This is a genomic window from Trichococcus pasteurii (genome assembly GCF_900112935.1).
In the GTDB taxonomy this organism is placed as follows: Bacteria; Bacillota; Bacilli; order Lactobacillales; family Aerococcaceae; genus Trichococcus; species Trichococcus pasteurii.
Genome location: NZ_FONM01000007.1, coordinates 107,561 through 130,773, shown reverse-complemented (window position 1 = coordinate 130,773; position 23,213 = coordinate 107,561). Strand labels below are relative to the sequence as shown.

Sequence of the window (23,213 nt, the reverse complement as noted above, 5' to 3'; positions counted from 1 at the left end):
GGTATTAGCACCCGTTTCCGGATGTTATCCCCCTCTTATGGGCAGGTTACCCACGTGTTACTCACCCGTTCGCCACTATCTTCTCAGCGGAAGCAAGCTTCCATAGAAAAGACCGTTCGACTTGCATGTATTAGGCACGCCGCCAGCGTTCGTCCTGAGCCAGGATCAAACTCTCATGTAAATGTGGACTCTTGTACAGAAATCCTACATGTTAAGCTGATAGCTCTTAATTTCTTGCTGACTTTATGTTTGCGATACTAAGTATCGCCTTCGTTTGCCTCGACCGAAATCGAAGCTCCCTGCACATTTGGTTCGTTCATTCTTTGTTCAGTTTTCAAAGGTCAATCGCATATCACGTGTTACGTGATTGCTTATTCATATTATCACGGTCACCGCATGTTGTCAACAGCTTTTTAAAATTAAATTTCAAACTGTTTTTCGGATGAATCAGCAACTTTCATATGATAACATCGTTTTATCTTGCTGTCAACAATGAATCTTATCTTGCCGTTGCCTTACAAAAGACAACTTCATAATACTATCATCATTTCAAATCCGTGTCAAACAGATTTCAAAACAAAACGCATCGGATTACCGAGGAACTAAACTTTACCACAAAAATGTAAGCCTTGTCAACAGCAGTGCATCAGCATTATTGCGGATCAGTCATCTTCCGGAAAATTCGATTAAATTTTCAAATAGAGGCATAAATAAGCCGTGTTTGCCGACAGTAATGCTGAAGCTGCAGGCAAAATTAAAGAGGCAACCTCAAATTGCGAGGTTGCCTCACTTCATGCTTGTAGCACTAGTTCCTGTAATTTATCCGCCAACACTGTTGCTCCTGTTGGCATTTAAAGTTAACGTTAGTTTTCATGATCTTCGTTCATGTGAGTCTTACAAACTTCCGGACTTCTTTTCCACTGAATGAGGAACATGGCCACAATATGAAGTTGTATAACTGAAGATTCATAAAACATTTAAACGGGGCATCTCGCCACTCACATTTAAACACGAATCTTCTTCGAGATAACATGTTAGGTTTACTCGCCTAAAATGTTTCCCACTTCTGAACCTTTATCCATCCTATTACGGTTTTAACTTCACAGGTTAAATCAATTTTTCTTAGTTTTCAAGCTAATCTAAATCTTTTCTGCTGCTACGTTACTTTTTTCATTCAATCTGTCATGTTGAATCTTTTCTAGATTTTTCGGATCTGTACTTAAAGTCTCTACTCGATCATGAATGAAATTAAAACCATAAGATGCAAGAACTTCAATTGGTTCTATGTAAAGAATTCATTTTATATAATCCTTTCGGATCATATGCCATTCCTTCTTTACACTGTAATAATAACATGAAAGCGTTTGCTTTGCAAGTGAATGTTGCCAGTTTTTTAAAATTATCCGATTTTTTTCGCGTATCATCCAAGTTTAGGGCTGACTTTACGGGTGCAATCCCTCTCCAGCACCGATAGATTAAGGGACGCCTTTCAGCAGCCCCAACTCATCACGGCTTAACGGCGACGGCTCCCTTCACCTGAACCAATTCATCATACAAGTACACAGCAAGCTCAGGTCCTTCTTCAACAGTGAGGGTCACTTCCCCCTCGATCACTTTCACATCAAGCAGGCTGCCGCGGAAATTGATCTTGAAATCGTAGCCTTGCCAATTTTTCGGAACGAAAGGTTTGAAATGCAGGACTCCCTCTTTTACGCGCATTCCGGAAAAGCCTTGGACGATTGCCAACCAGGCACCGCTCATCGAAGTAATGTGGAGCCCATCATCTGTGTCATTATTGTAGTTGTCCAGATCCAACCTTGCAGTGCGTGCATACAATTCGACCGCCTTTTCTTCTTTGCCGAGTTCCGCAGCCAGGACAGCATGAACGGAAGGTGACAAGGAAGATTCGTGCACAGTCATCGGTTCATAGAAATCAAAATTGCGTCTCTTTTCATCCATGCTGTACCGATCATTCAGAAAATAGATGCTTTGGAGAACATCAGCCTGTTTGATGAATGGGGACCGCAGGATCTTATCCCATGACCAGTGCTGATTCAGTGGTCTTTCGCTCGGATCCAATGAATCGGCTGGGCGAAGGTCTTTATCAAGGAACGTGTCATGCTGGACGAAAACGCCCAGCTCTTCATCATACGGATAATACATCCGGGCAATGATATCCTCCCAGTGGCCCGTTTCCGTTTCCGTCAGGCTGTGCTCTGCCCATTTCTCCGGGGACACTTTTTTGAGCGCATCCAGTGTGTACTGCAGCGTCCAAGTCGCCATATTGTTGGTGTGGTAATTGTTGTTTATGTTGTTTTCGTACTCATTCGGCCCAGTCACGCCATGGATCATGTATTTTTGATTGCGTTTGGAAAAATGGACACGATCCGCCCAGAACCTTGAAATTCCGATAAGGACATCGATTCCCGTCTCGACTAGATAGCTTTCATCGCCAGTATAATTTGTGTAATTATAGATGGCATGCGCGATCGCCCCATTGCGGTGGATTTCTTCGAAAGTGATCTCCCACTCATTGTGGCATTCGATTCCCGTAAAAGTCACCATCGGATACAATGCGCCTTTCAGACCCTGCTGCCGCGCGTTGTGATAAGCACCCGGCAACTGCTGATGGCGATAGCGCAACAATTGGCGGGTCACTTTCGGATCGGCCACAGAAAGGTACATCGGCACCATGTACGCCTCCGTATCCCAATAGGTGGCGCCGCCGTATTTCTCACCGGTGAAGCCTTTCGGACCGATGTTCAGGCGTTCATCCTCACCGTAATAAGTGGAGAACAGTTGGAAAAGATTGAAGCGGATTCCTTGCTGCGCTTCATCGTCCCCCATTATTTTCACATCCGCTTTCGTCCACCTTGCTTCCCAAGCACGTTCATGCGCGGCGAGCAATGGATCGTAGCCTGCCCCAGCCGCTTCACTCGCCATCTTTTTGGCGATGAACGCTTGCTCGGCATCCAGAATGTCGCGGCTGGTGATGATGGCCACGTACTTGTCCAAGACTATCTTTTCTCCTGCGGTAACGATTCCGGAAAAAGTTTCTTCTACTAAAAGGCCGCTTTCGTTGCTGCCGGTCTGCCCCAATCCGGAAACTCGGTTGCTCATCGCTGCGGTGATCGTGAACTGTTCGATCCCGAACGGATTCGGAATCGTTTTGGCGCTCAGACTGACAGGCGCATCCAGCGTACGCCCAGCTTCTTCCCAGAACATCTCCTCGTAATTTGCATCTTCGTTCGTCACATTGCCATCCAGACGCGGGTGGAATTCCAGGTCGGCGGACCCTTTCAACACTTCTGCCGTTACCCGCACGAGACAAAGCTCCTTCTGTGAGATGCTGACGAAGCGTTCAAAAGTGAACTTGATTTCCGCAGCATCGCTCTCGCTTTTCCAAATGAAGCTGCGGTTCAATACGCCTCGGCGCATATCCAATTCCATATGAAAATCCGCGACAGGCTGCTTCGCTAAATCAAGCGGTTCCCCATCAACGAGGATACCCACAGCAATGAAGTTCATGGCGTTGATGACTTTCCCGAAATATTCCGGGTAGCCGTTCTTCCACCAGCCCACACGTGTCTTGTCGGGATACCAGACACCCGCCAAGTAGGTCCCTTCATGGGTATCGCCTGAGTAACCCTCCTCAAAATTGCCGCGCATCCCCATGTAGCCGTTGCCGATCGAAGTCAAGCTTTCCTGCAGCCGCTTCTCTTCTTTGTCCAATACATTCGTCTTTATTTTCCAAGGATCGATATCAAACAGTCTTTTCATATAACAGACCTTCTTTCCGGAATCAGATGCCGGTCCTTTTCGGAGCCCGCATAAGAATGATTGTTTTGATGACTCTATTATCCCAATTTTGACCACCTCAATGCAAGCGCAATCATCCATTGCTTTACAATATTTCCCATGCGCTTTCAGACCTCGGTCAGCAGCGCCTCGCCGTAACTCTTGAACAGGATTGGCACGTATCGGGTTTCCAGCAACCCTTCACTGATTTGATACTCCTGGTCATCCAGCTGATTCCGATAAGCACCATCCGGCAAATCGACAGCAACCTTGGCAGCTTTCCCATCCAGGCAGAAAATGCCCGTCAGCCTTTCATTCCCGAACCGGTATTGGCCGATGACCGTTTCCGATCCGGAAGCTGCTTTCAGGTCATAACTGCCCTCCCGAACAGCGCCTTCCCGCTTGAAACGTTGCAGCCGCTGCAACAAAGGTGTCAGATCCTCCTCACCGGTCCACGCAATCGGATCCTTTTCGAACAGATCCGGCAGGTGCGCCGTCGCGGTCTCCTGTCCGCCGAAGAGCAGCAGCGTCCCTTTCTGGAAATAGGCAAAAGCAGTCCAATTCCGCAGCCTGCCGATGTCATCGATCTTCGATCGGATGCGTGGATGATCATGGTTCTCCAAGAAACGCAATTTGACGTAATTCACGGGATAGATGCCGTCCTGGAACAGAAGGACATCAAGATAATTTTTGAGGCTGATTTCCCCCCAGAAGTAAGCCTGCTGGAAATCGTGCACATCATAGTCATAGGTGATGTCGAACGCTTCATACAATTCGCTGTCGGAATAGCCGATATTGCCGCGATCCCGGTTCATCCTCAGGAAACTCGGATGGACCGACTCGGCCAACCAGACGACGCCTGCTTTGACTTCCGCCACTTCTTTTCTGGCGCGCACCCAAAATTCCACGGGCACGAGACTCGCCACATCGCAGCGGAAGCCATCCACGATTGTTGCCCATTGCTTCAGTGTTTCGATTTGATAATCCCACAATTCCGGATGGCTGTAGTCCAAGTCGACGATGTCGTACCACTCACCGACTTTGTTGCCCATTTCGCCGTTCGGTCTGCGGTAAAACCACTCCGGATGCTGTTCGACAAGCTGTGAATCCGGCGAAGTGTGATTATACACGACATCGATCATCACTTTCATGCCCAAATCGTGGATAGCGGCGGCCAATGCTTTGAAGTCGTCCATCGTTCCGTAGGCAGGATTGACAGCGCGGTAATCTTTGATGGCATAAGGACTGCCTTCCACGCCTTTGCGCTTTGTTTCGCCGATGGGATGGATTGGCATGAACCAGATGATGTCGGCACCCAGCCCCTTGATGCGTTGCAGATCCGGGATGATGGCTTTAAAAGTCCCTTCCGGTGTGTGGTTACGCACATAAATGCAATAAAAGATTTGATTCCGCAAATTCAAGAATGTGTCTTTCGCCATAAGGATCCCCCTTATCTATTTCAACTGTTGTAAACGGTCTGGAAAACAGCCACCCCATAAGGCGCCAGGTGCAAGGTTTCCCCTTCAAGCCAGTTCCCTTCATTCTGCAACAGAATCTGGCGGTATCCATGGTGTTCCAACGGGTGAAGCACAAACTCCTTCGGTTGATCCGTGACGTTGCAGATGACCAGACCGACTTGTTTGTCCATCACACGCTCATAGACATAGAAGTCATCGTGCGTATCCCAGAGATGATAGTCGCCTTCGACGAACAGATCCGTCTTCTTCAGATCCAATACTTTCCGGTAAAAATGCAGGATACTGCCGGGATTGGCTTCTTCCGCGGCTACGTTATAATCCGCTTCAACATTGACGCCACTCCACGGGGGTACCGTCGAAAAACCGGCAAAAGCCGACTGATCCCATTGCATCGCACCGCGGCTGGCGTCCTTGGAACTTTCCCGCAGATTGTAAAGAACCGACTCTTCACTGTATCCCAAAGCGAGCGCATTCTTATAGAACGTCTGCGCTTCCGGCGATTTGAAATCTTTGATGTCGTTCAGGTAAAGATTCTTCATCCCAAGTTCTTCCCCGTTCAGGATGAAGGGGATGCCCTTCTGAAGATACATCAGAGTCGCCAGCATTTTCGCGCTGTTATCGCGGTGGACAGTGTCATCTCCGATCCGGGAAACGACCCGAGCCATATCATGATTGTTCCAATAGAGCGTCGGTCCGCCGACATCCGCCATTACCTTCTGCCACTCCTGCAGATTTTTCTTGAAGGCGCCATAAAGCAGTTTTGTTTTCTGCATATTTTGGGATAGGCGCGGGTCTTTCGATTTTTCATCCATCGTGAAGTAACGGAAAGTGATGACCGTATCGCAGCCTCCGACAACCGGATCCGTATAGGAACGCGCCAGATCGACCGTGGCCGAGGCTGCCTCGCCGACGATGAAGGTATCCGGATAGCGTTCCCGCAAAGTCGAGGTGAAGAATTTCATGTACTCGTTGATTTTCGGAAGATTGGCGTAATAGTTCTCAGCCAAACCGATTTCCCCTTCGTCCAGCCCTTCCACATCCGGAAAACCCTCTTCCTTCTGCAGATGGATGAAAGCATCCAGACGGAAACCGTCTACTCCCTTGTCGAGCCAGAAAAAGGCGATGTCGACCATCGCGCGCCGCACTTCCGGATTGTCCCAATTCAGATCAGGCATTTCTTTCGCAAACAGATGGAAATAATATTGATCGCCGAATGGTTCCCTTTCCCAGACAGTGCCGGTGAAAAAGGATTCCCAATTGTTCGGCAGATCTTTCCCGCCGTTTTTGCCGTCCGCCCAGATATAATAATCGCGGTACGGATTGCCTTTCCCCTTCAAGGCTTCCTGGAACCACGGATGCTGGTCCGAGGTATGGTTCATCACAAAATCGAAGATGACTTTGATGCCGCGTTTGTGCGCCTCGAGGATCAACTCGTCAACTTCAGCCATCGTCCCGAAAATCGGATCGATCTCCAGAAAATCGGAAATATCATAGCCATTATCGACTTTCGGCGATTTGAAAATCGGATTCAGCCAAATCATATTGACGCCCAAATTTTGAATATAATCCAACCGGTTGATGACACCGCGGACGTCCCCTACACCATCGCCGTTAGAATCCTGGAAACTCATCGGATACACTTGATACACAATCAATCCATGCCACCACTCACGCACGTTACCCATATCAAAAACCTCACTTTTATGATGTGAAAAGCGGAACGGGTTCGCTCAGCCCTGATAGAATTTTAGGAAATCTGGCCTCGCAACGTTCCCTGCGGTCACCTTGTACTGGGACTCTAAGGGATAAATCCCAAAGACTCCCATGCAAATGAGCATCGTAGAGCGCAATTGCTGAGAGACTTCCTGCGTCAGCAGGTTAGTCGAACAGTATGCCTTGGCTCGCAGAGACAAGAGGTTCCTCTATCCTTTTTCCGAAGGGCTAACCCGTGAAGCTAGCCATCATTATTGGTTGTACGAATACCTACCTTAAGCTTACCCAAAAGGCCTAATAAAAACAAATCACAGGATGTGATGATGCCCATACTTTGCAGCATTCCATCATTTTCTGTACCGTTTCCCTATTTCCTTGGTATAATGATGAAGTTAAAGCAATTAAACTAACTTACTCATCATCCAAAAGGAGTCCTCATCCATGAAAAAAACAATCGGATTTATCGGCAGCGGGAATATGGGCGGAGCCATCATCGGCGGGCTTGTCGGTTCTGCACTTGTCGCACCTAACCAAGTCATCGTATCCAGCCAAGATAACGAAAGCCTGCAAGCACTGAAGGAGCAACACGGCATCCGCATCGCGGCCGACAACAGACAGGTGGCAGTCGAGTCGGATATCCTCTTTTTGGCCGTCAAACCGAATGTCTACACTGTCGTCATCGATGAAATCAAAACATCCATCAAAGAGAACGTAGTCATCGTCACGATTGCAGCCGGAAAAAGCTTGAGTGACATCGAAGAACGCTTCGGCCGCAAAGTCAAAGTGGTCCGCGCCATGCCGAACACCCCTGCTTTGGTAGGCGAAGGCATGACCGGCATCTGCGCCAACGAATTGGTGAACGTCGCTGAGCTGACGGATGTCAAAAACATCTTCGACAGCTTCGGCCGCAGCGAAATGGTTTCGGAATACATGATGGACGCAGTGACGGGCGTCAGCGGTTCATCTCCGGCCTTGGTCTTCATGTTCATCGAGTCATTGGCGGATGGTGCCGTACGCGGCGGCATGCCTCGTCAACAAGCCTACAAATTTGCCGCACAGGCTGTCCTTGGTTCCGCAAAAATGGTTCTGGAAACCGGCAAACACCCAGGCGAACTTAAGGACATGGTCTGTTCCCCGGGCGGAACGACAATCGAAGCCGTTGCGGAATTGGAAAAAAATGGATTCCGATCAGCTGTCATTTCGGCAGTCCAGACAACCATCGACAAATCCATCGCCATGAGCAAACCGAAAGAAAACTGAATCTATCCAAAACGAAACCCCTGAGCCGCTGCATTGGCTCAGGGGTTTCATTTGTGATACAAAAAAACTCTCCCTCGCAAAATCGGAGGAAGAGCTCATACTCATTAATGATGGTGGTGAAGCCCGGCAGCTTCGGCCCCATCATCGATGTCTGCTTTTTGGACCCCTTTTTCCTGGCACTCAGGACAGATTCCGTAGACTTCCATGCGGTGATGACTGACCTGAAAACCGGTCAAATTCTCGGCAACCATCTCCACATCATCCAATACCGGATAATAAAGATCGACGATTTTTCCGCAGCTTTCACAGATGGCGTGATAATGTTGCGTGTTGCTGAAGTCAAAACGGCTTGAAGCATCCCCATAAGCCAATTCCTTCACAAAGCCAATTTTTACAAAAAGCCTCAAGTTATTGTAAACAGTGGCTGCGCTCATGTTAGGAAAACGATCGGCCAACGCTTTGTAGATATCATCCGCTGTCGGATGCATCCTGGACTCGACCAAATATTCCAAAATCGCGTAACGTTGTGGTGTAATTCGGATATTTGCATTTTTCATTTTCTCGATTGAATCATTTACGATTGTATGGTGCATGGTGTATCCCCCCTCTTCTGGAATCACTTGTATATGATAGTCATTATAATTTACATTTAGCTGAGTTCATCATATATCGATTTGCCGAAAATAGCAATACATAAGCCCCTAACATTATTAAAAAATACTTACTTTTTATTATCTCGCCGCCGATGACAGCGGATGCATAGCAGCTCTTGGGTTAGGACGCTTTCATCCAATCTTTACACCGGCTCCTGATTGGTATATTCTTAACTTGATTCAATCTGTTTAGCCATCTACACAAATTATTGACATGGAGCTGAAACTTATGAAACTTGGCGCCCGCACCTTTAAAACGGGTCTCGCCGTCGCATTATCAATGATCGTCGCCCAATACTTCGGATTCGAAGGCGGAGGCGTCATCGCAGGCATCGCTGCCATCTATTCCACCCAACCCTCCCTTGGCCGTTCCTACGCCAACCTGAAGAGCCGGATAATGGCCAACACGATTGGCGGTTTGGTCGCCGTTTTCGTCGTCATGACTTTGGGGTACAATATCTACCTACTCGGCATTTCGGTCATGCTGTTGATCGCCATCCTGAATGCCCTCAAGCTCGAAGACGTGATCGGGCTCTCGATTGTGACATTGATCGTCATCATGGTCGGTACGGATGACAATTTGATGTTAAGTGCCACCTACCGCGTATTGGAAACGTTCGTCGGCGTCATCATTGCCTTTTTGGTCAATACATTCGTCGCACCGCCGCGATACGACGAACGCCTGTACCACACAGTGGACTACGCAACTACCGAGTTTCTGATTTGGATTCGTGCCGGCTTGCGCAAGAATACCGAATACTCCATCATGAACAACGACCTGAAATGGGCGCGTACGCAGCTCAAAAAAATGGACAATCTCTACCAGTATTTGACCGAAAGCGGTCTGTTCAACAAACAAAATAAATATCAGAACAAAAAAATGCTGGTCGTCTACCGCAAAATGATCCAAACGACACGCTCCGCCTTCCACGTCCTGGAAGTGCTGCACGATTACGAAAATGTTTTCTATCAGTTCCCTGTCGAAATGCGCGTCATGATCCGCGAACGTCTGGAAACGCTGATGAGTGGACATGAGCAGATCATGCTGAAATTCAGCGGACGTGTTCCGGCCAATCAGGTCAATTTCTTTGAAGCCGATAAGGCCCAACGCCACGTTCTGATGGACGTCTTTTTCCAGCGCGCCCAAGAAGAAAGTGATTTCGGCAAATACAGCAGTTCCGAAAGCTATGGCATCATCCATCTGATGAGTGCCATCCTGGCATACGAAGATGATTTGGTCCACTTCAACAAATTGGTCCGCAGCTACAAAGCGACCCCGGGCAATAAATCAAAAAACATCAAAAATATCGAAGACATCATCCACTAAACAGCCGATTTAATTTGTTTAGGGACATCAAAAAAGAGGCGTGCAATCGACCAAGAATTTTCTTGTCGACTGCGCGCCTCTTTTTATTTTATTACCCGATTGTTTGATTCTAGTTTTGGAAAGCCCATCTCTCGATGGCATGGGCCACGCCATCTTCTTCGTTGGATAAGGTGATTTCGTTCGCTATGCTCTTCAGATTGTCGGTTCCGTTCGACATCACGACGCCAAGGCCGGCAACTTGGATCATTTCGTAATCGTTCTCCCCGTCTCCCAACGCCATCACTTCCTCCATCGCGATCCCCAGATGGTCCGCCAATTTCGTCAATGCCGTGCCTTTGTTCGAACTCTTCTCCATCACTTCCATCAGGAAATCCTGGCTGCGGACGATATAGAAGTCATCCCGCATCTTGTCTGGAATGGCCGAATCGATGACATCCACCTCGTTCGGTTCGCCGATGTAAAGGATCTTCATCAAGCCCATCTCTTCGGTTACCGCTTTGGGATCCAATACGCTGATGTCCATGTTGACGATGGTGGCATCCTTCTGCATCGATTCCGTCACTTCATCTTCCAGACTGTAGTAATGGTGCTCCCCGACCAACAGCGTGCCGGCAGAAAAACCTTTCCCGAACTCGTAAATTTCCTGCACTTCAGCAAGCGTCAACGTCTTTTTGTAGACCGTTTCGTTCGTGTCCGCGCGCAGAATATAGGCGCCATTCTGTGCGATGATGTAGTCCTCATGTTCGCCAAATCCCAGTTCGTTCGCGTAAGGCTTGATGCCCGCAGGCGGACGGCCTGTGCATAGCACGATTTTGATGCCTCGACGCATCGCCTCTTGGATCGTCTCTTTCACTTTTTGCGTCATCACTTTCTGGCCATTGACCAAAGTGCCGTCGATATCGATTGCTATCATTTTTATCATCAGTGAACCCACCCCATCATTCTCATTCGATGTATTTGCCTCTTCATTGTACCAAAAAATGCTTTAGGATGTGACAATCTTGCATAAAGCAGAATGAAAAATGTTGCACTGGACAGCAATCAGGCTGGCGCCTGATCACCAACTCCGGCCAAGGCCTGGACCGCCGGAGTTCATCGCGGATTCGGCGGCCCTTCTCCGGCGAGCACCCGCTGCCCGGAGTTAGGTGCAAATACGGCCGCTGTCCTCCGGCCAACCCTACCTACGCCGGAGGACAGCTCCGGGCTGTTCCTGCATACAAAAAAACGGTCGCCTCAAATGAGACGACCGCCCGGACTACCATCATTTGTTCTTCACAAGCACTGTAACGGACAGGTTTTCCACCCGGATGCGGGACAGCCCTTCAACCATTCTCGGTTCATCCAAGTTCGCTTTACCGTCCTCGATCAACACCCGATAATCCCCGGCTTCGACATCAAAATCGATGGCATTCGTCTGACCATTGAAGATGACGTAGTATAACTTTTCTGTGTCCTCCAACTGATAGACAACAATCTGATAATCGGCTTTGAGTATATTCATGTGCCCCTTGATTTCATCGATGGTCCGCAAGCGGAATAACGGTTCCTGCTTGCGCAATGCAATCAGGCCTTTCATGTACTCCACAGCCTGTTTCATCTCGGAACGGCGGTGCCAATCCATGCGATTGATCGAATCCGGCGCATTGTAGCTGTTCTCCAGCCCGTTCTTTGTGCGCATAAACTCTTGCCCCGCATGAATGAACGGAATGCCTTGGCTCAACAAAACGAAGCTGCTTGCCAAAAGGTGACGCCGCATACGCGAATCTTCCTCATCCCACGGCATCGAAATCTTCAGTTTGTCATAAAGCGTCAGATTGTCGTGGGCCTCCACATATTGCACCATCTGAGCAGGCGTCTTGTAGCTTCCTCGGTTAGCGGGATAGTACGCTCCGCCCTGAAGATTGGTGGCGACCCAGCCTTCCATGAACGGTTTGCCGGTGACAAAACCGGTGTCGTTCCCGCTGTTGAAGTCGGAACCCTTGATCGCTTCACGCAACGCATCATTGAAATGGGCCACACCGGGCATGCGGTCCGCGTTCTGTTGGACAGCCTTTTCGGAAGGAGGCAGATTGGTGTTCAGATTCCACCCCTCACCAAGCATGATGATGGAAGGATCGATTTCATCCAAAGCGACACGGATTTCGTTCATCGTTTCGATATCGTGGATTCCCATAAGATCAAAGCGGAACCCGTCCATATGGAAGTTCTTCGCCCAATAGGTGATGCTGTCGATGATGTATTTGCGCATCATATAGCGCTCCGAAGCAGTATCGTTACCGACACCCGTCCCATTGGAGAGCGTTCCATCGGCATTTCTGCGGAAATAATAGCCAGGCACGGTTTTTTCCAATGCATGCAGCTTCGGTAAATAAACATGGTTGTAAACGACGTCCATGATGACCCGGATCCCCGCATCGTGCAAACTTTGGATCATTTCCTTCATTTCCAGGATGCGAACTTCCGGTTGATAGGGATTGGTCGCGTAGGATCCTTCCGGAACATTGAAGTTCTGAGGATCATAGCCCCAGTTGTATTGTTCCAAGGGTTTCAACTCGTTGACTGTGGAAAAATCGGCCATCGGCAAAAACTGGACATGCGTAACGCCCAGTTCTTTCAGGTAATCCAACCCTGTCTTGTCGCCATCCACGGATAGAGTCCCTTCCTCGACCACTCCCAAGAATTTGCCTTTGTTTCTGACCCCGCTTGTTGGGGAAATCGTGAAGTCACGAATATGTAATTCATAAATAATGGCGTCGACTGGTGAAGCTATCGGCTCCAAACGAGCTCCCCATCTTTTCGGATTCGTATTTACTGCATCCAAAATGACGGAGCGTTCTCCGTTTGCGGTGGTCGCGTAACTATAGGGATCGACCGTTTCGACGACTTTTCCATCCGGGAAAGTAATCGCATATTTGTAGGCAGTCCCTGCATAGTCCCCAATCATAATAAGTTCGTGAGTCCCTCTTCCGCCTTTCCCCATCGTGTGTCTTTTCTTCTCTTTGCGGTACAGACTTTCATAAACAATTACTTCTACGCTGAGCGCAGTCGGAGCCCACAACCGCAGAATAGTCCGCTGCGGTGTATAAAGTGCCCCCAATTCTCCATCAAATGAATACTTTTTATCAAAAACAGGCGACTGTACAAATTGCTCTAGTCGATCATCTAAATTATCTAAGTTATATTGATAATAAATAGTCGATAGAACGTCAGTCCGTTTCCGTTCATCAACTTGTATTTGCATGACATTACCTCCGAAAAATCTCTCTTCTGATGAAATTGCGTTTACGCGGATGGCTATCGTGCGGCGGTTTCCAAATTTGTCTGCATATTTGTGAAATACATAGTTTTGGACCTACACAGAACCCCTTTTATAAAAACGCTTACATCTTTTGGTTACGTCATTATTATACATCAAAACCTCAATAATATCAATCTTTCAAAGGATTTCCAAAAAAGGAAGGACAATAATGTTTTTGTGTTATCCTTACCAAGTCACTTTGTGAAGCGCGGATTAATTGTGGTTGACCTATCTGCTTTGCTGTGATCAAAAATACGAAAAAACCACTAAAAAAGCCCGCATATACCGTACAATCCGGTAAATGCAGACTATATTTTTGTGTGTTTTGCATGTGAGGATTAGGTTCAAATCCACCAGGACTTCGTGAGCGAATCACTGCTCAGTTATTGCATCTTCTGTAGCTGTACCCTGATCTGTTGTAGTATTTTCACTCGGAACGACCGGCGTCACTGTTGCATCAGTAACCGGCGCGACATATTCATATGTCGGCGCTACGTAGGTGGACTCCTCATAAACTGGCTCTTCATAAACCGTCTCTTCGCTGACAGTCTCCTCGATTACAGTGGCAGTCGCTTCCGGCATGACTAAGGTCGGGGCGATCGGTGTGTTGGCAGGTTTTTCGCCTTCCACGTACAAACCGGCTGTCGTATCGATCATTTTTGTCCGTAGGCTATTCGCAAACAGCTCACCGTAAAGTTGCTGTCCGGCTTCATTCAATTCCAAACCGGCCGCATCCATAAAGTTGGCCAACGTTTCGTTGCGGTTTGTCAACTCAGCTAAGAAGTCCGCATGCAGATCGTATAACGGAACGGTGAAAGCAGCGTTCTCTTCCACCAGATTGTTGGTATAGTTCCGGTAATCCAATGAACGTGAATTCCAAACGGCCACTTTTGCTTCTGCCGGAGGCGGTGTCACCAAAACGATCAACGCGTCGGGCAAGGCAGCTCTGATTTCATCATAAATTTCATAAATGTTTTGCGTCGACTCGACCAGACTGATATCAACCACTTGATCTGTCTTCGTCGGAATGGTGTAGAAAATCACATCCGGATTGCTTGCGACCATTTCCTGAACATACTGGCTACTCAGATAAACCGAGCTGCTGTCGGACGGATGACTGAAGAACGACGTCGTCAGATTCTCCAGCGGATAATCGGCTTGGATGCCGGCGATGGCAGACTTGGCCCAAACCGCATCGGTTGCGACATCCCCGAAAAAAGCGACATTGATTTCCTTCGTATGATGATGAACATATTGCAGATAATCGACGACCGATGCATTGCTTCTGTTCTCTGCAAAAGCGGCCAAGAGCTGCGCATAAGCCCCTGAAGTGTCACTCTCTGCGATTGCAGATCCTTGCGAGGAAGCAAGTTCGGAAAAAGTTTCCGTTTGTTTTTCCCCTTCGTTCAATAAGGCCTCTTTTTTACCGGCCGCGTATTTATATCCAAAAAGAACAATGGCAATCGTAAGGATACCCATGATGGAAACAAGTACTATTTCCCTTTTTTTCATTCTGATTCCTCCAATATTTTAATCGCATTTCAAATATTGACTCTATATTACAGATATATTTATCATAATATAACGGTTGTGTTAATGCACGGTATTTTTTCGAGCCGGCGGATATTTCCGATAAAAAACCAGCCGATCAAAAAAGCTCGACTGGTTTTTTATAATTTGGATTCATCACGAGTTTTGCTGATTATGCGACAGCTGACAGTACCGCTCATACCATAAGTCGACGTATTCTTTGGAAAATGGACCTTTTTCTTCGTTGATCCAGCTCACCAAAATCTTCACGTTCTCCTTCAGGATATGGTCGATCTCTTTTGGGTAATTCATGCGATTGCGGTGCAATTCATACTCATCTACATCAAGCAAACGTTTTTCACCATCGGGAAAAACTTTAATGTCCAGGTCATAATCGATGTACTTCAGTGCTTCCTGGTCGATCACATAAGGCGATGCCAGATTGCAATAGTAGGAGACACCCTTTTGGCGGATCATGGTGACGATGTTGAACCAATAATGTTTATGGTAATACAACAATGCAGGCTCTCTGGTGACCCAGCGACGCCCATCTGCTTCCGTTACTAAGGTGTGATCATTACAGCCGATTATGGATTGGTCACTAGTTTTTAATACCATGGTGTCACGCCACGTTCGATGCAGGCTGCCGTCATGCTTATAACTCTTTATGGTGATGAATTCTCCCTCCCGAGGATTATGCATCACGGTGCCCAACTTTCTTCAACTATTTGAGCCCTCGCCGGAAATCATTTCGGCGGAACTCTCAACTTTCAGTTCATTGAACAGTATATCATAGAATGGAAATAGATTGCGAAACTTTAGCCATTATAGACCAAATTCTTTTCGGGTTTGCTGCTGGAATTGTTGCCACATTTTTTGCTGCGGCACCGGGAAAGCATAATCTGCAAAATCTTTTTCGCTGACCCAGCGGCATTGTTCCGGCAATCGGCTGTCATCGTTCGTCAACACGCGTCCGTAATAGCCAGTGATGTGCCATTTGATGTGGCTGAAGATGTGATTGACCGATCCGGTTTCCGCCTTCAGCCAGACGGGCTTCAATCCGTATTTTTCAGCCACAACCGCTGAAAGCTGTGCTTCGATCTGGTTAAAGGACGGCAACTTTTTGCCGGCCTTCCTTGCTGCTTCCGTCAGCTTCGGGAAATCCTCCGCGACCAACAATTCTGTCTGGATGATCGCCGGTTCAAGTGTCGCATCCTCCGATCCGGGTACCGCATCGAGGTCCAGCTGGATCAAGGGAAACGTCCAAAAATCCGCCAATAGGCCGCTGCTCGGGCGTTTCTCCAAAAGGAACTGCTTCTCTTTGTTCTGCAGGATGACGCCCTGCAGGTTCATCGGCACCGGCCTTTTCGCTTTGCTCTTGACCGGATAAAGATGCATCGTTCCATTTTTATAGGCGGCATTGAAGGCCTTGATCGGGCTGATTTCAGGCTGCGGATTCAGCGGAGAGCAGATGCTCGAGCCCAGGTCCATCAATGCTTGATTGAAGTCGCCCGGCCGCTCCGGGTCGATCAGTTCGCGCACGACCGCCTCAAAGATTTTCCGGCTGGCTGGTTTGGCGATATCGGCATCGATTTCGAACAACCGGCTCATGACCCGCATGACGTTTCCGTCGACTGCCGGCTCCGGTATCTGGAAGGCGATGCTGGAAACGGCGCCGGCGGTATACGGACCGATGCCCTTCAGCTTCGCGATTTCCTGCGGATCCTTAGGGAAAACACCATTGTAATCGGCGACGATCTGTTGCGCCGCCTTCTGCATGTTCTTGACGCGGGAATAATACCCGAGCCCTTCCCAAGCCTTCAGGATCGCGTCTTCCGGCGCTGCCGCCAACGCTGCGATGTCGGGGAATTTATCCAGGAAATTGTGGTAATACGGAATCACCGTGTCCACCCGCGTCTGTTGCAGCATGATTTCCGACACCCAGATGCTGTAGGGATCGCTCGTCCGGCGCCAAGGCAGGTCGCGTTTTTCTTTGTCGTACCAATCCAGCAGGGCTTTGCGGAAAGCCTGTATCTTCTCGGCCGGCCACATTTCGATGCCAGCTGCTTTGAATATTTTTTGGTGTTCTAAGTTTGTCATTATTCTGCTTCCTGTTCCTTTTCTTCGATATAGGCGGAGATCAGCTCTCCCGGATAGCCTTTTTGGTAAAGGCCCGACCTCACTTTTTGATGCAGCTCGCGGCCTTTCGCTTTACGCTCGTAACGGCGCCAAAGCTTGTCGCCTTGCATACGCAGTGCGGCCATTTCGTCCTCTTCCTCTTTTTCTGTTTCGATTTCTCCCATGACTTCCAGGACGATGTCGGAAGGATAGCCTTTTTGATGCAGATGGAGACGGATCTTTGAAGCCGCTTCATGCGAAGAGACCCGGCTTTGTTTGCGGAGTTGCTTCTCGGCGATCGTTTGGGCATTTTCAAGCTGCAGCTCATGCGGATATTGTTGCAGCGAAATGGCGATATCGTCTTCCGACAAGCCTTTTCCTTTCAATTCGTTTGCGATCAGCTGTGGTCCTTTCAGGTTCAGGTTCGCGGCGGTGCGCGTATAACTTTCGCCATAGATGCGGTCATTGACATAATTCTGGTCTATCAGCCGCGTCAGCGCACGTTCGATCGCGTCCGGGCTGATTTCTTCGTCATGCAGTTTTTTGCGGACCTCTTTCTCGCTGCGCAGGCTGTAGGACAGATAATTGACTGCCGTCGTGTAAGCCATGTAATCGTAATTTTCCTTCTCGATCTCGGCACTGCGCTCTTTCGTGAGCGTCATGCCTTTATGCAAGCCGACCTTGATCAGCACGGCTTCCGATATCGGAAAGGAGTACTCCCCGTCAATGAAGACATTGAAGCGGTCCTTCCGTTTTTTCTGGACGGTTATTTTTGTTACGACAGGCAATTTTTCAGCCTGTTCTTCGGTATGATCCATGTTCTACATCCTTTCGGCGAATCTCACTTGTCATTATACACGCAAAAATCAAAACGGACAAAACGTATGTTCGAAATCGTTTCTATGAGTTGGTGATGGCTTCCGCCCGCCAGAAACACCAAGAGCTGCCTCAAAATGAGGCAGCTCTTGGTGTTTCTATCAATCACAGAGCCGGTTTCGGTTTGTCCGTCTCTTCATAATCAGGCTCGATGTCTTCCGCATCTTCACCGGCTTCGGCAGCAACCGTATCGCCTCCGAATGGGTCTTTGGAAAACTGTCCCTTCTCTTCGTCCAGTTCCGGCAAGGAATCATCTTTGTCGAACTGCATTTCAGGCAAATGGTGACTGTCTTCCGCCATCGCAGGATCGGCTACCGTTTCCGCCTCGATCGGTTGTCCCGTGATATCGTCGGTCACATCAGCAGGCTGAGTCGGCGAAGCAGCAGCAACTTTGGTGCCCTCCAGTTTTTTCTCGGCTTCGATGGAATGAGCCGGCACATCACCGGCTTCATCGCTGTCGGCGGGGGTCCAATCCGGTTTCGTGGCAGTGGCAGCTGCGACAGGGACGACTTTCTCGTCAGGCAGTATGCCATCGCGCACCAAAAATTCGGCATGCTCATCGTTGATCGGAGCCGCATCATCGATCAGCAGCAGCAATTCCCCATCATCCAAAGCATCCTCAAAGCGCTCGTACGTGTCCTCGTCGATGCCGTAGCGTTCGAAAATCGCTTCTTCCTCTTCTTCCTCCAAATCAACCGTAAAGAATTTTACGATTTTGTCCCATAAAGAATCTTCTTCGCGGTCCTCACCGGTTATGATGACCTGCACCGCAGTCTCTTCCGTAATGTAATTGCTTTTGCCGTTGCGGGTGATGACCAGCAGTTGCTCCGGTGCATAGCCTTCATATTTGATCAGATGCGTGATTTCATCGATCAGCATTTCTTGGTTAGCAAAAGTACCTTCGATTCTCTTGTCCATTTCGATTCCTCCCGTTACTGAAGATTTGTTCTTTGCATTCATTTTAAGATACTTCCACGTGAATCACAAATGATAGCCTTTTTCAGCCACCGGTAAAGCAGCAGCCTCTGCGGTTTTTTAGCGCACTGCATTCCGCAGGTGCGGCAGATCGGCGTAGAGGTTTTCCCGCAACAGGTGCAGCGCTTCGTCCGTCACCGGATTGTCACGCAGGGAAGGATGGCGCAAAGCCGTTTCGGCAAAGGAAAACTGGAAAATGCGGATATAATCCTCCATCGAAATCAGCGAAATGCGATCGGTGTGCGCATGAAAAGCATTCCCCAACAGATTGTTCTCGCGCTCCTCTTTCCTTCCATCGACATAATCGAAATTCTTTAAAACGTTGCGCAAGAAATGCTCTTGGCGATGGATGGTCTGGCCGGCTTGTTTGACCTTTTCGGCAAAAAATTGCGGGCGCACCGGAAGCTGGAAAACATGCTGATTCTCACAATGGACTTCCACCCCCTTTTCGCCTTTCAGCGCCCGATAATGCTGCACTTTGGAAAGATTGATCCAGGAACTCTGCTTGCGGGTCGGGCCGCTCAACGGCAAAAAACTGTACCTCCCGAAAATATAGGGTACGCAATGGCCCTCTTTTCCGTTGACCCGCGTCGAAATCCCCCGAATGAAATCATAGTTGAACCCGATCAATTCAAAAAGCGAACGCATCACGTTGTTGCTGCTTTCGCGCGTCTTGATGAGGCGACCGTCCTTGAAAAAAATGAGCGTACGGAAATCGGTCCGGTGCAGCTGCGGATCCAAGCTAAGCAAGTAGAGGAAACTGTTGTCCAACACAAAACGGTCCAAATCCCAGGCTTTTTCCAAATAGGCCTGAATGCTCTCCGGATCAAGCAGCACCTGAAACGGTTCCGGCTCCTCTTTTTTCTGGCTTTTATGCGCAAACGATGCCTCCAACGAGGTGCGCAGATGCGAAATGATCGTATCCAACATTTCCGGATCAAGTGTTTTGCCTACATTTTTGGTTGCCTTCAAATCGTTTAGGCTATGCTCGGCAAGCAAATCTGCCGAGGAATGCCCGGCAATTGGCTTGATATGTGTTTCGACAGTTTGATGGTCCACTTTCCGCTCTGCCCTTTTCCGCGATTGTTTATTTGTCTTATTTTCCATAAAGTCCCCCCAATTAGGAATGTTTATTAAAAATATATACTACTTTGCATCCGAATGATATTAAAACGCTTACATTTTGTCGCGTATTCTGAAAATTTGCATGCAACTATGCGATTGGCTTCATTTTTGTCAGGTTTTTTGCCGCATTTGCCGTTTTGACCCTACCGGCCCCGGACCGCTAATATGGGCATCAGCAAGCTTGCCGAGGCCGTGATGAGCATGCACAGGGTTCATCCCCTGCATCACGCCATCCACTACCTTACGGAGGCAAAACCATGAATATCAAAAAAAGAATCTGCACCGATGAAGCCGCCACACAACTGAGCGACCTGTACGCGGGCGTCATCCATCATTGTCTGAAAAAAATCAATCGGTATCCGGACCACAACGACTACGACGACTTCTACCAATTAGGCCTGATCACCCTTTTTGACACTTACGAAACTTGCCAGAAGGACGCGCTCGCAACCGAGAACAGCTTTCTGTTCGTCAGCTATGCCAAACAAAAAATTCACTGGACTTTCCTGGACCAAATCCGCAAAGACCGCAAAAAAGAAAGCCGCGAAGCCTACCTTTCCGACGAGGAGCTGGAGGAAATCCCCCATGCTTATTCCCATGAAGACCGACTGGAGCAGGCTGATCTGCTGCAACGCCTTTGCGCCTGTCTGACCGCTGAGGAGAATGCCTATCTGCGGGATGCGCTGGAAGGACTGAACATCACCGAAATCGCCAAAAAACAACGCATCTCGCGCAAAACGATCTACAAAAGAAGACGGCAGATCCAAACCAAAGCCAGCCCTTTTTTGAAGTCCTGACAGACGGGGTTACACATTGCCTGTCCGCCTTCGTCGTTATAGGTGTAGGCAGTCATGACACTTACAAGAAAAGAAAACGGAGGAATGCCAAATGGTGAAACAATACGAAGAAGGAAACATCGAACTTTATTTCAATGATTTTGCAAACGAGAAGGAAGTCAAACAGTCATTCGCGAACCTGAAACCAGGCGTCACAGCTGAACAGGTCCAATCCTTCCAATCAGCCGTATCCGGTCTCGTCGACCTGCCTGCAGCCTACGCAGTTGTTGTCGAAAAGAACCGCTACTCCATCGCCTAAGCCAACCGAAAGCAGCTTTTTAATCCCTACCCATCAGACATCTAGGAGGAAATGAACATGACGACAACTGTAACCTTGGAATTGAAATTTTTGACGGCCGACGGAAAAACCCGCAACTTGAGTGTCAAGAACCCGAAAAGCGGCTTGACATCGGCTGAACTGCAACCGGCAATGGACGCCATCATCGGCCTGAACGCGTTCGAAGTGAAAGGCATCAACCCATTCACGGCAGTCAACAGCGCCCGCTACGTGGAACGCACCATCACTGACCTGATCGCCGAAGCCGAATAAAAATAAGAAAAGCTGAACGGGTTCGTTCAGCCCTGAAAGAAATTTAGGAAATCTGGCCCTGAATGAGCATCGCAGAGCGCAATGGGTCAGATTTATCTAATTTCCGAAGGGCTAACCCGTGAAGCTAGCCATCTACATTGGATGCATGAAACATTTTGCAATCCTGTGGAACACCTACGGTGATGTACTTTTGAACTTAAAAAATTTTATATTTACCTAGTTATATCAGAAAAGCAGTACAAGCCGCTTGGACTGCTGAACAGCTTAAGTATTCATCAACAACGCCCAGGGGTGTCTCATTCAGAGGCACCCTTTTTGATTTCCCATCGGCCACAAGAGTCTACAGCAAGAACAACCACAAGGAGGAACATGATGAACCACACAATCGAAAAACGGATTTTTTCCATCTATCAGAATCAACTCACCGCAGCCAACCTGATCATCGCCCACGAATCCGGCAACCCGAACAATGTCGGCAAAAACAGCCTCGAGAACGAAGTCAGCTACATGCAGCGCAACTGGCAAAACGCCTTCGTTTCCCATTGGGTCGGCGGAGGCGGGAAAATAATCCAGATCGCCAACACCGGCAAAGTCCAATGGGGTGTCGGCCCGAAAGCGAACGGTTATGCCTATGCCCAAGTCGAGCTGGCGCGGACGAACAGCCGCCCCATTTTTGAACAGGACTACAAAGCCTATGTCTGGTTGCTGCAGAAACTGGCGCTGGAAGCCGGCATCCCCTGCACGCTCAACAGCGGTGCGAGCGTGCAGGACAGAGGCATCAAAACACATTCCTGGGTTTCAAAAAATGTCGGCGGAACTGACCATACCGATCCGGACGGCTACCTCGCGATCTGGGGGATCTCGCAAGCCCGGTTCCGCCAGGACATCGAAGCCGGTCTGTCCTCGCTGCCACCCCTTGCGAGCGCGCCCGGCACGTTCCTGCTGCACCGCGTCGTCAAAGGCGACACGCTCTGGGCGCTGTCGCGCAAGTACGGCACGACCCCGGCAACACTAAAACAGTTGAATCAGCTGTCGGGCGACCTGATTTTGATTGGCCAACAATTGAAGGTACGCCAATACTGAACGATACCGGAAACCCCAATAAAAGCAGAGCACCCGGCCCCCTGTTGCTGGTGCTGATTCCTTTGAAGCTGTATTACACTCTCTGCTCCGGTTAACGCAGGCTTCACCGGAGTTCAGACCACATTTTTGATTCCCTGCTCCGACGAGGCCGGCTTCGCCGTAGGTGAGGCCGATTATTACCGGTATCCTCCGGCGAACAGGACTCTCGCCGGAGCTGCGCGTCGATTCCGAAGCTACAAAAGAAGGCCAACCCCGAATCATACCGGGGCTGGCCTTCTTTTGCGTTTTCCATCAATAATAAGCGCGTTCGTAGTTGAATTCGCCGATATCCAGATCCAAGAACTCTCTGATGATGGCATATTGCACCTCAAGCGGCTCCTCCTTGACCTCATCGCACAAGTTTTGGCAGCTTCTGAAAAACGCGGCCGCCTCACCCGTTGTCTCGAACAGATACTCCTCCGCCACTGCGTCGTCTTCAACAAAATGAATGACGATCCCTTTCTTGTCCTCTGTGAAATCCATCCCCAATACCGGTGTCATGAACATATGCAATCGATCCCTTCTCGTCTTGTTGAGTGGCCTTTGCTGCTTGA

19 protein-coding genes and 1 rRNA gene are annotated in these 23,213 nt (G+C 48.8%); 6 read left to right on the top strand and 14 right to left on the bottom strand.

Annotated features, from left to right (window positions below; translation table 11 throughout):
- From BM184_RS08020 to BM184_RS08005, 4 genes are all read right to left on the bottom strand, one after another.
- Nucleotides 1-181: ribosomal RNA gene (locus tag BM184_RS08020) — 16S ribosomal RNA — on the bottom strand; the annotation flags it as partial.
- 1,325 nt (nucleotides 182-1,506) lie between these two features.
- On the bottom strand, nucleotides 1,507-3,780 hold the full coding sequence (locus BM184_RS08015) for a glycoside hydrolase family 65 protein (RefSeq protein WP_086942999.1): 2,274 nt from the start codon (nucleotides 3,778-3,780) through the stop codon (nucleotides 1,507-1,509).
- Nucleotides 3,781-3,926: 146 nt separating this feature from the next.
- Nucleotides 3,927-5,237 carry an alpha-amylase family glycosyl hydrolase gene (locus tag BM184_RS08010; RefSeq protein ID WP_086942998.1) on the bottom strand — a complete coding sequence of 437 codons (1,311 nt, stop codon included), beginning with the start codon at nucleotides 5,235-5,237 and terminating at the stop codon, nucleotides 3,927-3,929.
- A 20-nt stretch (nucleotides 5,238-5,257) separates the two neighbouring features.
- Nucleotides 5,258-6,961, bottom strand: coding sequence for a glycoside hydrolase family 13 protein (locus BM184_RS08005; protein ID WP_086942997.1), 1,704 nt, complete (start codon nucleotides 6,959-6,961; stop codon nucleotides 5,258-5,260).
- 469 nt (nucleotides 6,962-7,430) lie between these two features.
- Between BM184_RS08005 and proC the strand changes: the two genes are divergently transcribed.
- Complete coding sequence (gene proC, locus BM184_RS08000; RefSeq protein WP_086942996.1) at nucleotides 7,431-8,249, top strand: pyrroline-5-carboxylate reductase; 819 nt, start codon at nucleotides 7,431-7,433, stop codon at nucleotides 8,247-8,249.
- A gap of 104 nt (nucleotides 8,250-8,353) precedes the next feature.
- On the opposite strand, the gene perR is transcribed toward proC, so the two are convergent.
- Entirely contained in the window at nucleotides 8,354-8,842 is a 489-nt protein-coding gene (perR, locus tag BM184_RS07995) for a peroxide-responsive transcriptional repressor PerR (RefSeq protein WP_086942995.1), read from the bottom strand.
- Nucleotides 8,843-9,131: 289 nt separating this feature from the next.
- Between perR and BM184_RS07990 the strand changes: the two genes are divergently transcribed.
- Entirely contained in the window at nucleotides 9,132-10,229 is a 1,098-nt protein-coding gene (locus BM184_RS07990) for an FUSC family protein (protein ID WP_177208595.1), read from the top strand.
- 109 nt (nucleotides 10,230-10,338) lie between these two features.
- Here BM184_RS07990 and BM184_RS07985 read toward each other — a convergent pair whose 3' ends face one another.
- The 8 genes from BM184_RS07985 to BM184_RS07950 all read right to left on the bottom strand — a co-directional run bounded on the left by BM184_RS07985 (nucleotide 10,339) and on the right by BM184_RS07950 (nucleotide 20,133).
- Entirely contained in the window at nucleotides 10,339-11,151 is an 813-nt protein-coding gene (locus tag BM184_RS07985; RefSeq protein WP_086942993.1) for a Cof-type HAD-IIB family hydrolase, read from the bottom strand.
- A gap of 339 nt (nucleotides 11,152-11,490) precedes the next feature.
- Complete coding sequence (pulA, locus tag BM184_RS07980) at nucleotides 11,491-13,470, bottom strand: type I pullulanase (RefSeq protein ID WP_086942992.1); 1,980 nt, start codon at nucleotides 13,468-13,470, stop codon at nucleotides 11,491-11,493.
- A gap of 429 nt (nucleotides 13,471-13,899) precedes the next feature.
- The gene (locus BM184_RS07975) at nucleotides 13,900-15,039 is read right to left on the bottom strand and encodes an SGNH/GDSL hydrolase family protein (protein ID WP_086942991.1); all 1,140 of its coding nucleotides are present in this window, start codon (nucleotides 15,037-15,039) and stop codon (nucleotides 13,900-13,902) included.
- A 174-nt stretch (nucleotides 15,040-15,213) separates the two neighbouring features.
- Entirely contained in the window at nucleotides 15,214-15,759 is a 546-nt protein-coding gene (ntdP, locus tag BM184_RS07970) for a nucleoside tri-diphosphate phosphatase (RefSeq protein WP_068561041.1), read from the bottom strand.
- 123 nt (nucleotides 15,760-15,882) lie between these two features.
- Nucleotides 15,883-17,157, bottom strand: coding sequence for an A/G-specific adenine glycosylase (gene mutY, locus BM184_RS07965; protein ID WP_245830702.1), 1,275 nt, complete (start codon nucleotides 17,155-17,157; stop codon nucleotides 15,883-15,885).
- Nucleotides 17,157-17,993: a recombination regulator RecX gene (recX, locus tag BM184_RS07960; protein WP_086942990.1), complete on the bottom strand. Its 837-nt coding sequence runs from the start codon at nucleotides 17,991-17,993 to the stop codon at nucleotides 17,157-17,159. Before recX ends, mutY begins: the two co-directional genes overlap by 1 nt.
- Before the next feature lie 163 nt (nucleotides 17,994-18,156).
- Complete coding sequence (locus BM184_RS07955; RefSeq protein WP_177208594.1) at nucleotides 18,157-18,969, bottom strand: general stress protein; 813 nt, start codon at nucleotides 18,967-18,969, stop codon at nucleotides 18,157-18,159.
- A 117-nt stretch (nucleotides 18,970-19,086) separates the two neighbouring features.
- On the bottom strand, nucleotides 19,087-20,133 hold the full coding sequence (locus BM184_RS07950) for a competence protein ComK (protein ID WP_086942988.1): 1,047 nt from the start codon (nucleotides 20,131-20,133) through the stop codon (nucleotides 19,087-19,089).
- Nucleotides 20,134-20,408: 275 nt separating this feature from the next.
- On the opposite strand from BM184_RS07950, the gene BM184_RS07945 reads away from it, so the two are divergent.
- From BM184_RS07945 to BM184_RS15665, 4 genes are all read left to right on the top strand, one after another.
- A complete protein-coding gene (locus tag BM184_RS07945) occupies nucleotides 20,409-20,948 on the top strand; it encodes a sigma-70 family RNA polymerase sigma factor (protein WP_086942987.1) in 540 nt (179 codons plus the stop codon).
- Nucleotides 20,949-21,039: 91 nt separating this feature from the next.
- Nucleotides 21,040-21,246 carry a DUF1659 domain-containing protein gene (locus tag BM184_RS07940; protein WP_068561036.1) on the top strand — a complete coding sequence of 69 codons (207 nt, stop codon included), beginning with the start codon at nucleotides 21,040-21,042 and terminating at the stop codon, nucleotides 21,244-21,246.
- A gap of 57 nt (nucleotides 21,247-21,303) precedes the next feature.
- Nucleotides 21,304-21,537, top strand: a complete 234-nt coding sequence (locus tag BM184_RS07935; protein ID WP_068622645.1) for a DUF2922 domain-containing protein — start codon at nucleotides 21,304-21,306, stop codon at nucleotides 21,535-21,537.
- A gap of 369 nt (nucleotides 21,538-21,906) precedes the next feature.
- Nucleotides 21,907-22,620, top strand: coding sequence for a LysM peptidoglycan-binding domain-containing protein (locus BM184_RS15665; RefSeq protein WP_086942986.1), 714 nt, complete (start codon nucleotides 21,907-21,909; stop codon nucleotides 22,618-22,620).
- Nucleotides 22,621-22,911: 291 nt separating this feature from the next.
- Here the strand turns inward: BM184_RS15665 and BM184_RS07925 are convergent, their stop codons facing one another.
- Nucleotides 22,912-23,166, bottom strand: coding sequence for a hypothetical protein (locus BM184_RS07925; protein ID WP_086942985.1), 255 nt, complete (start codon nucleotides 23,164-23,166; stop codon nucleotides 22,912-22,914).
- Nucleotides 23,167-23,213 lie beyond the last annotated feature (47 nt).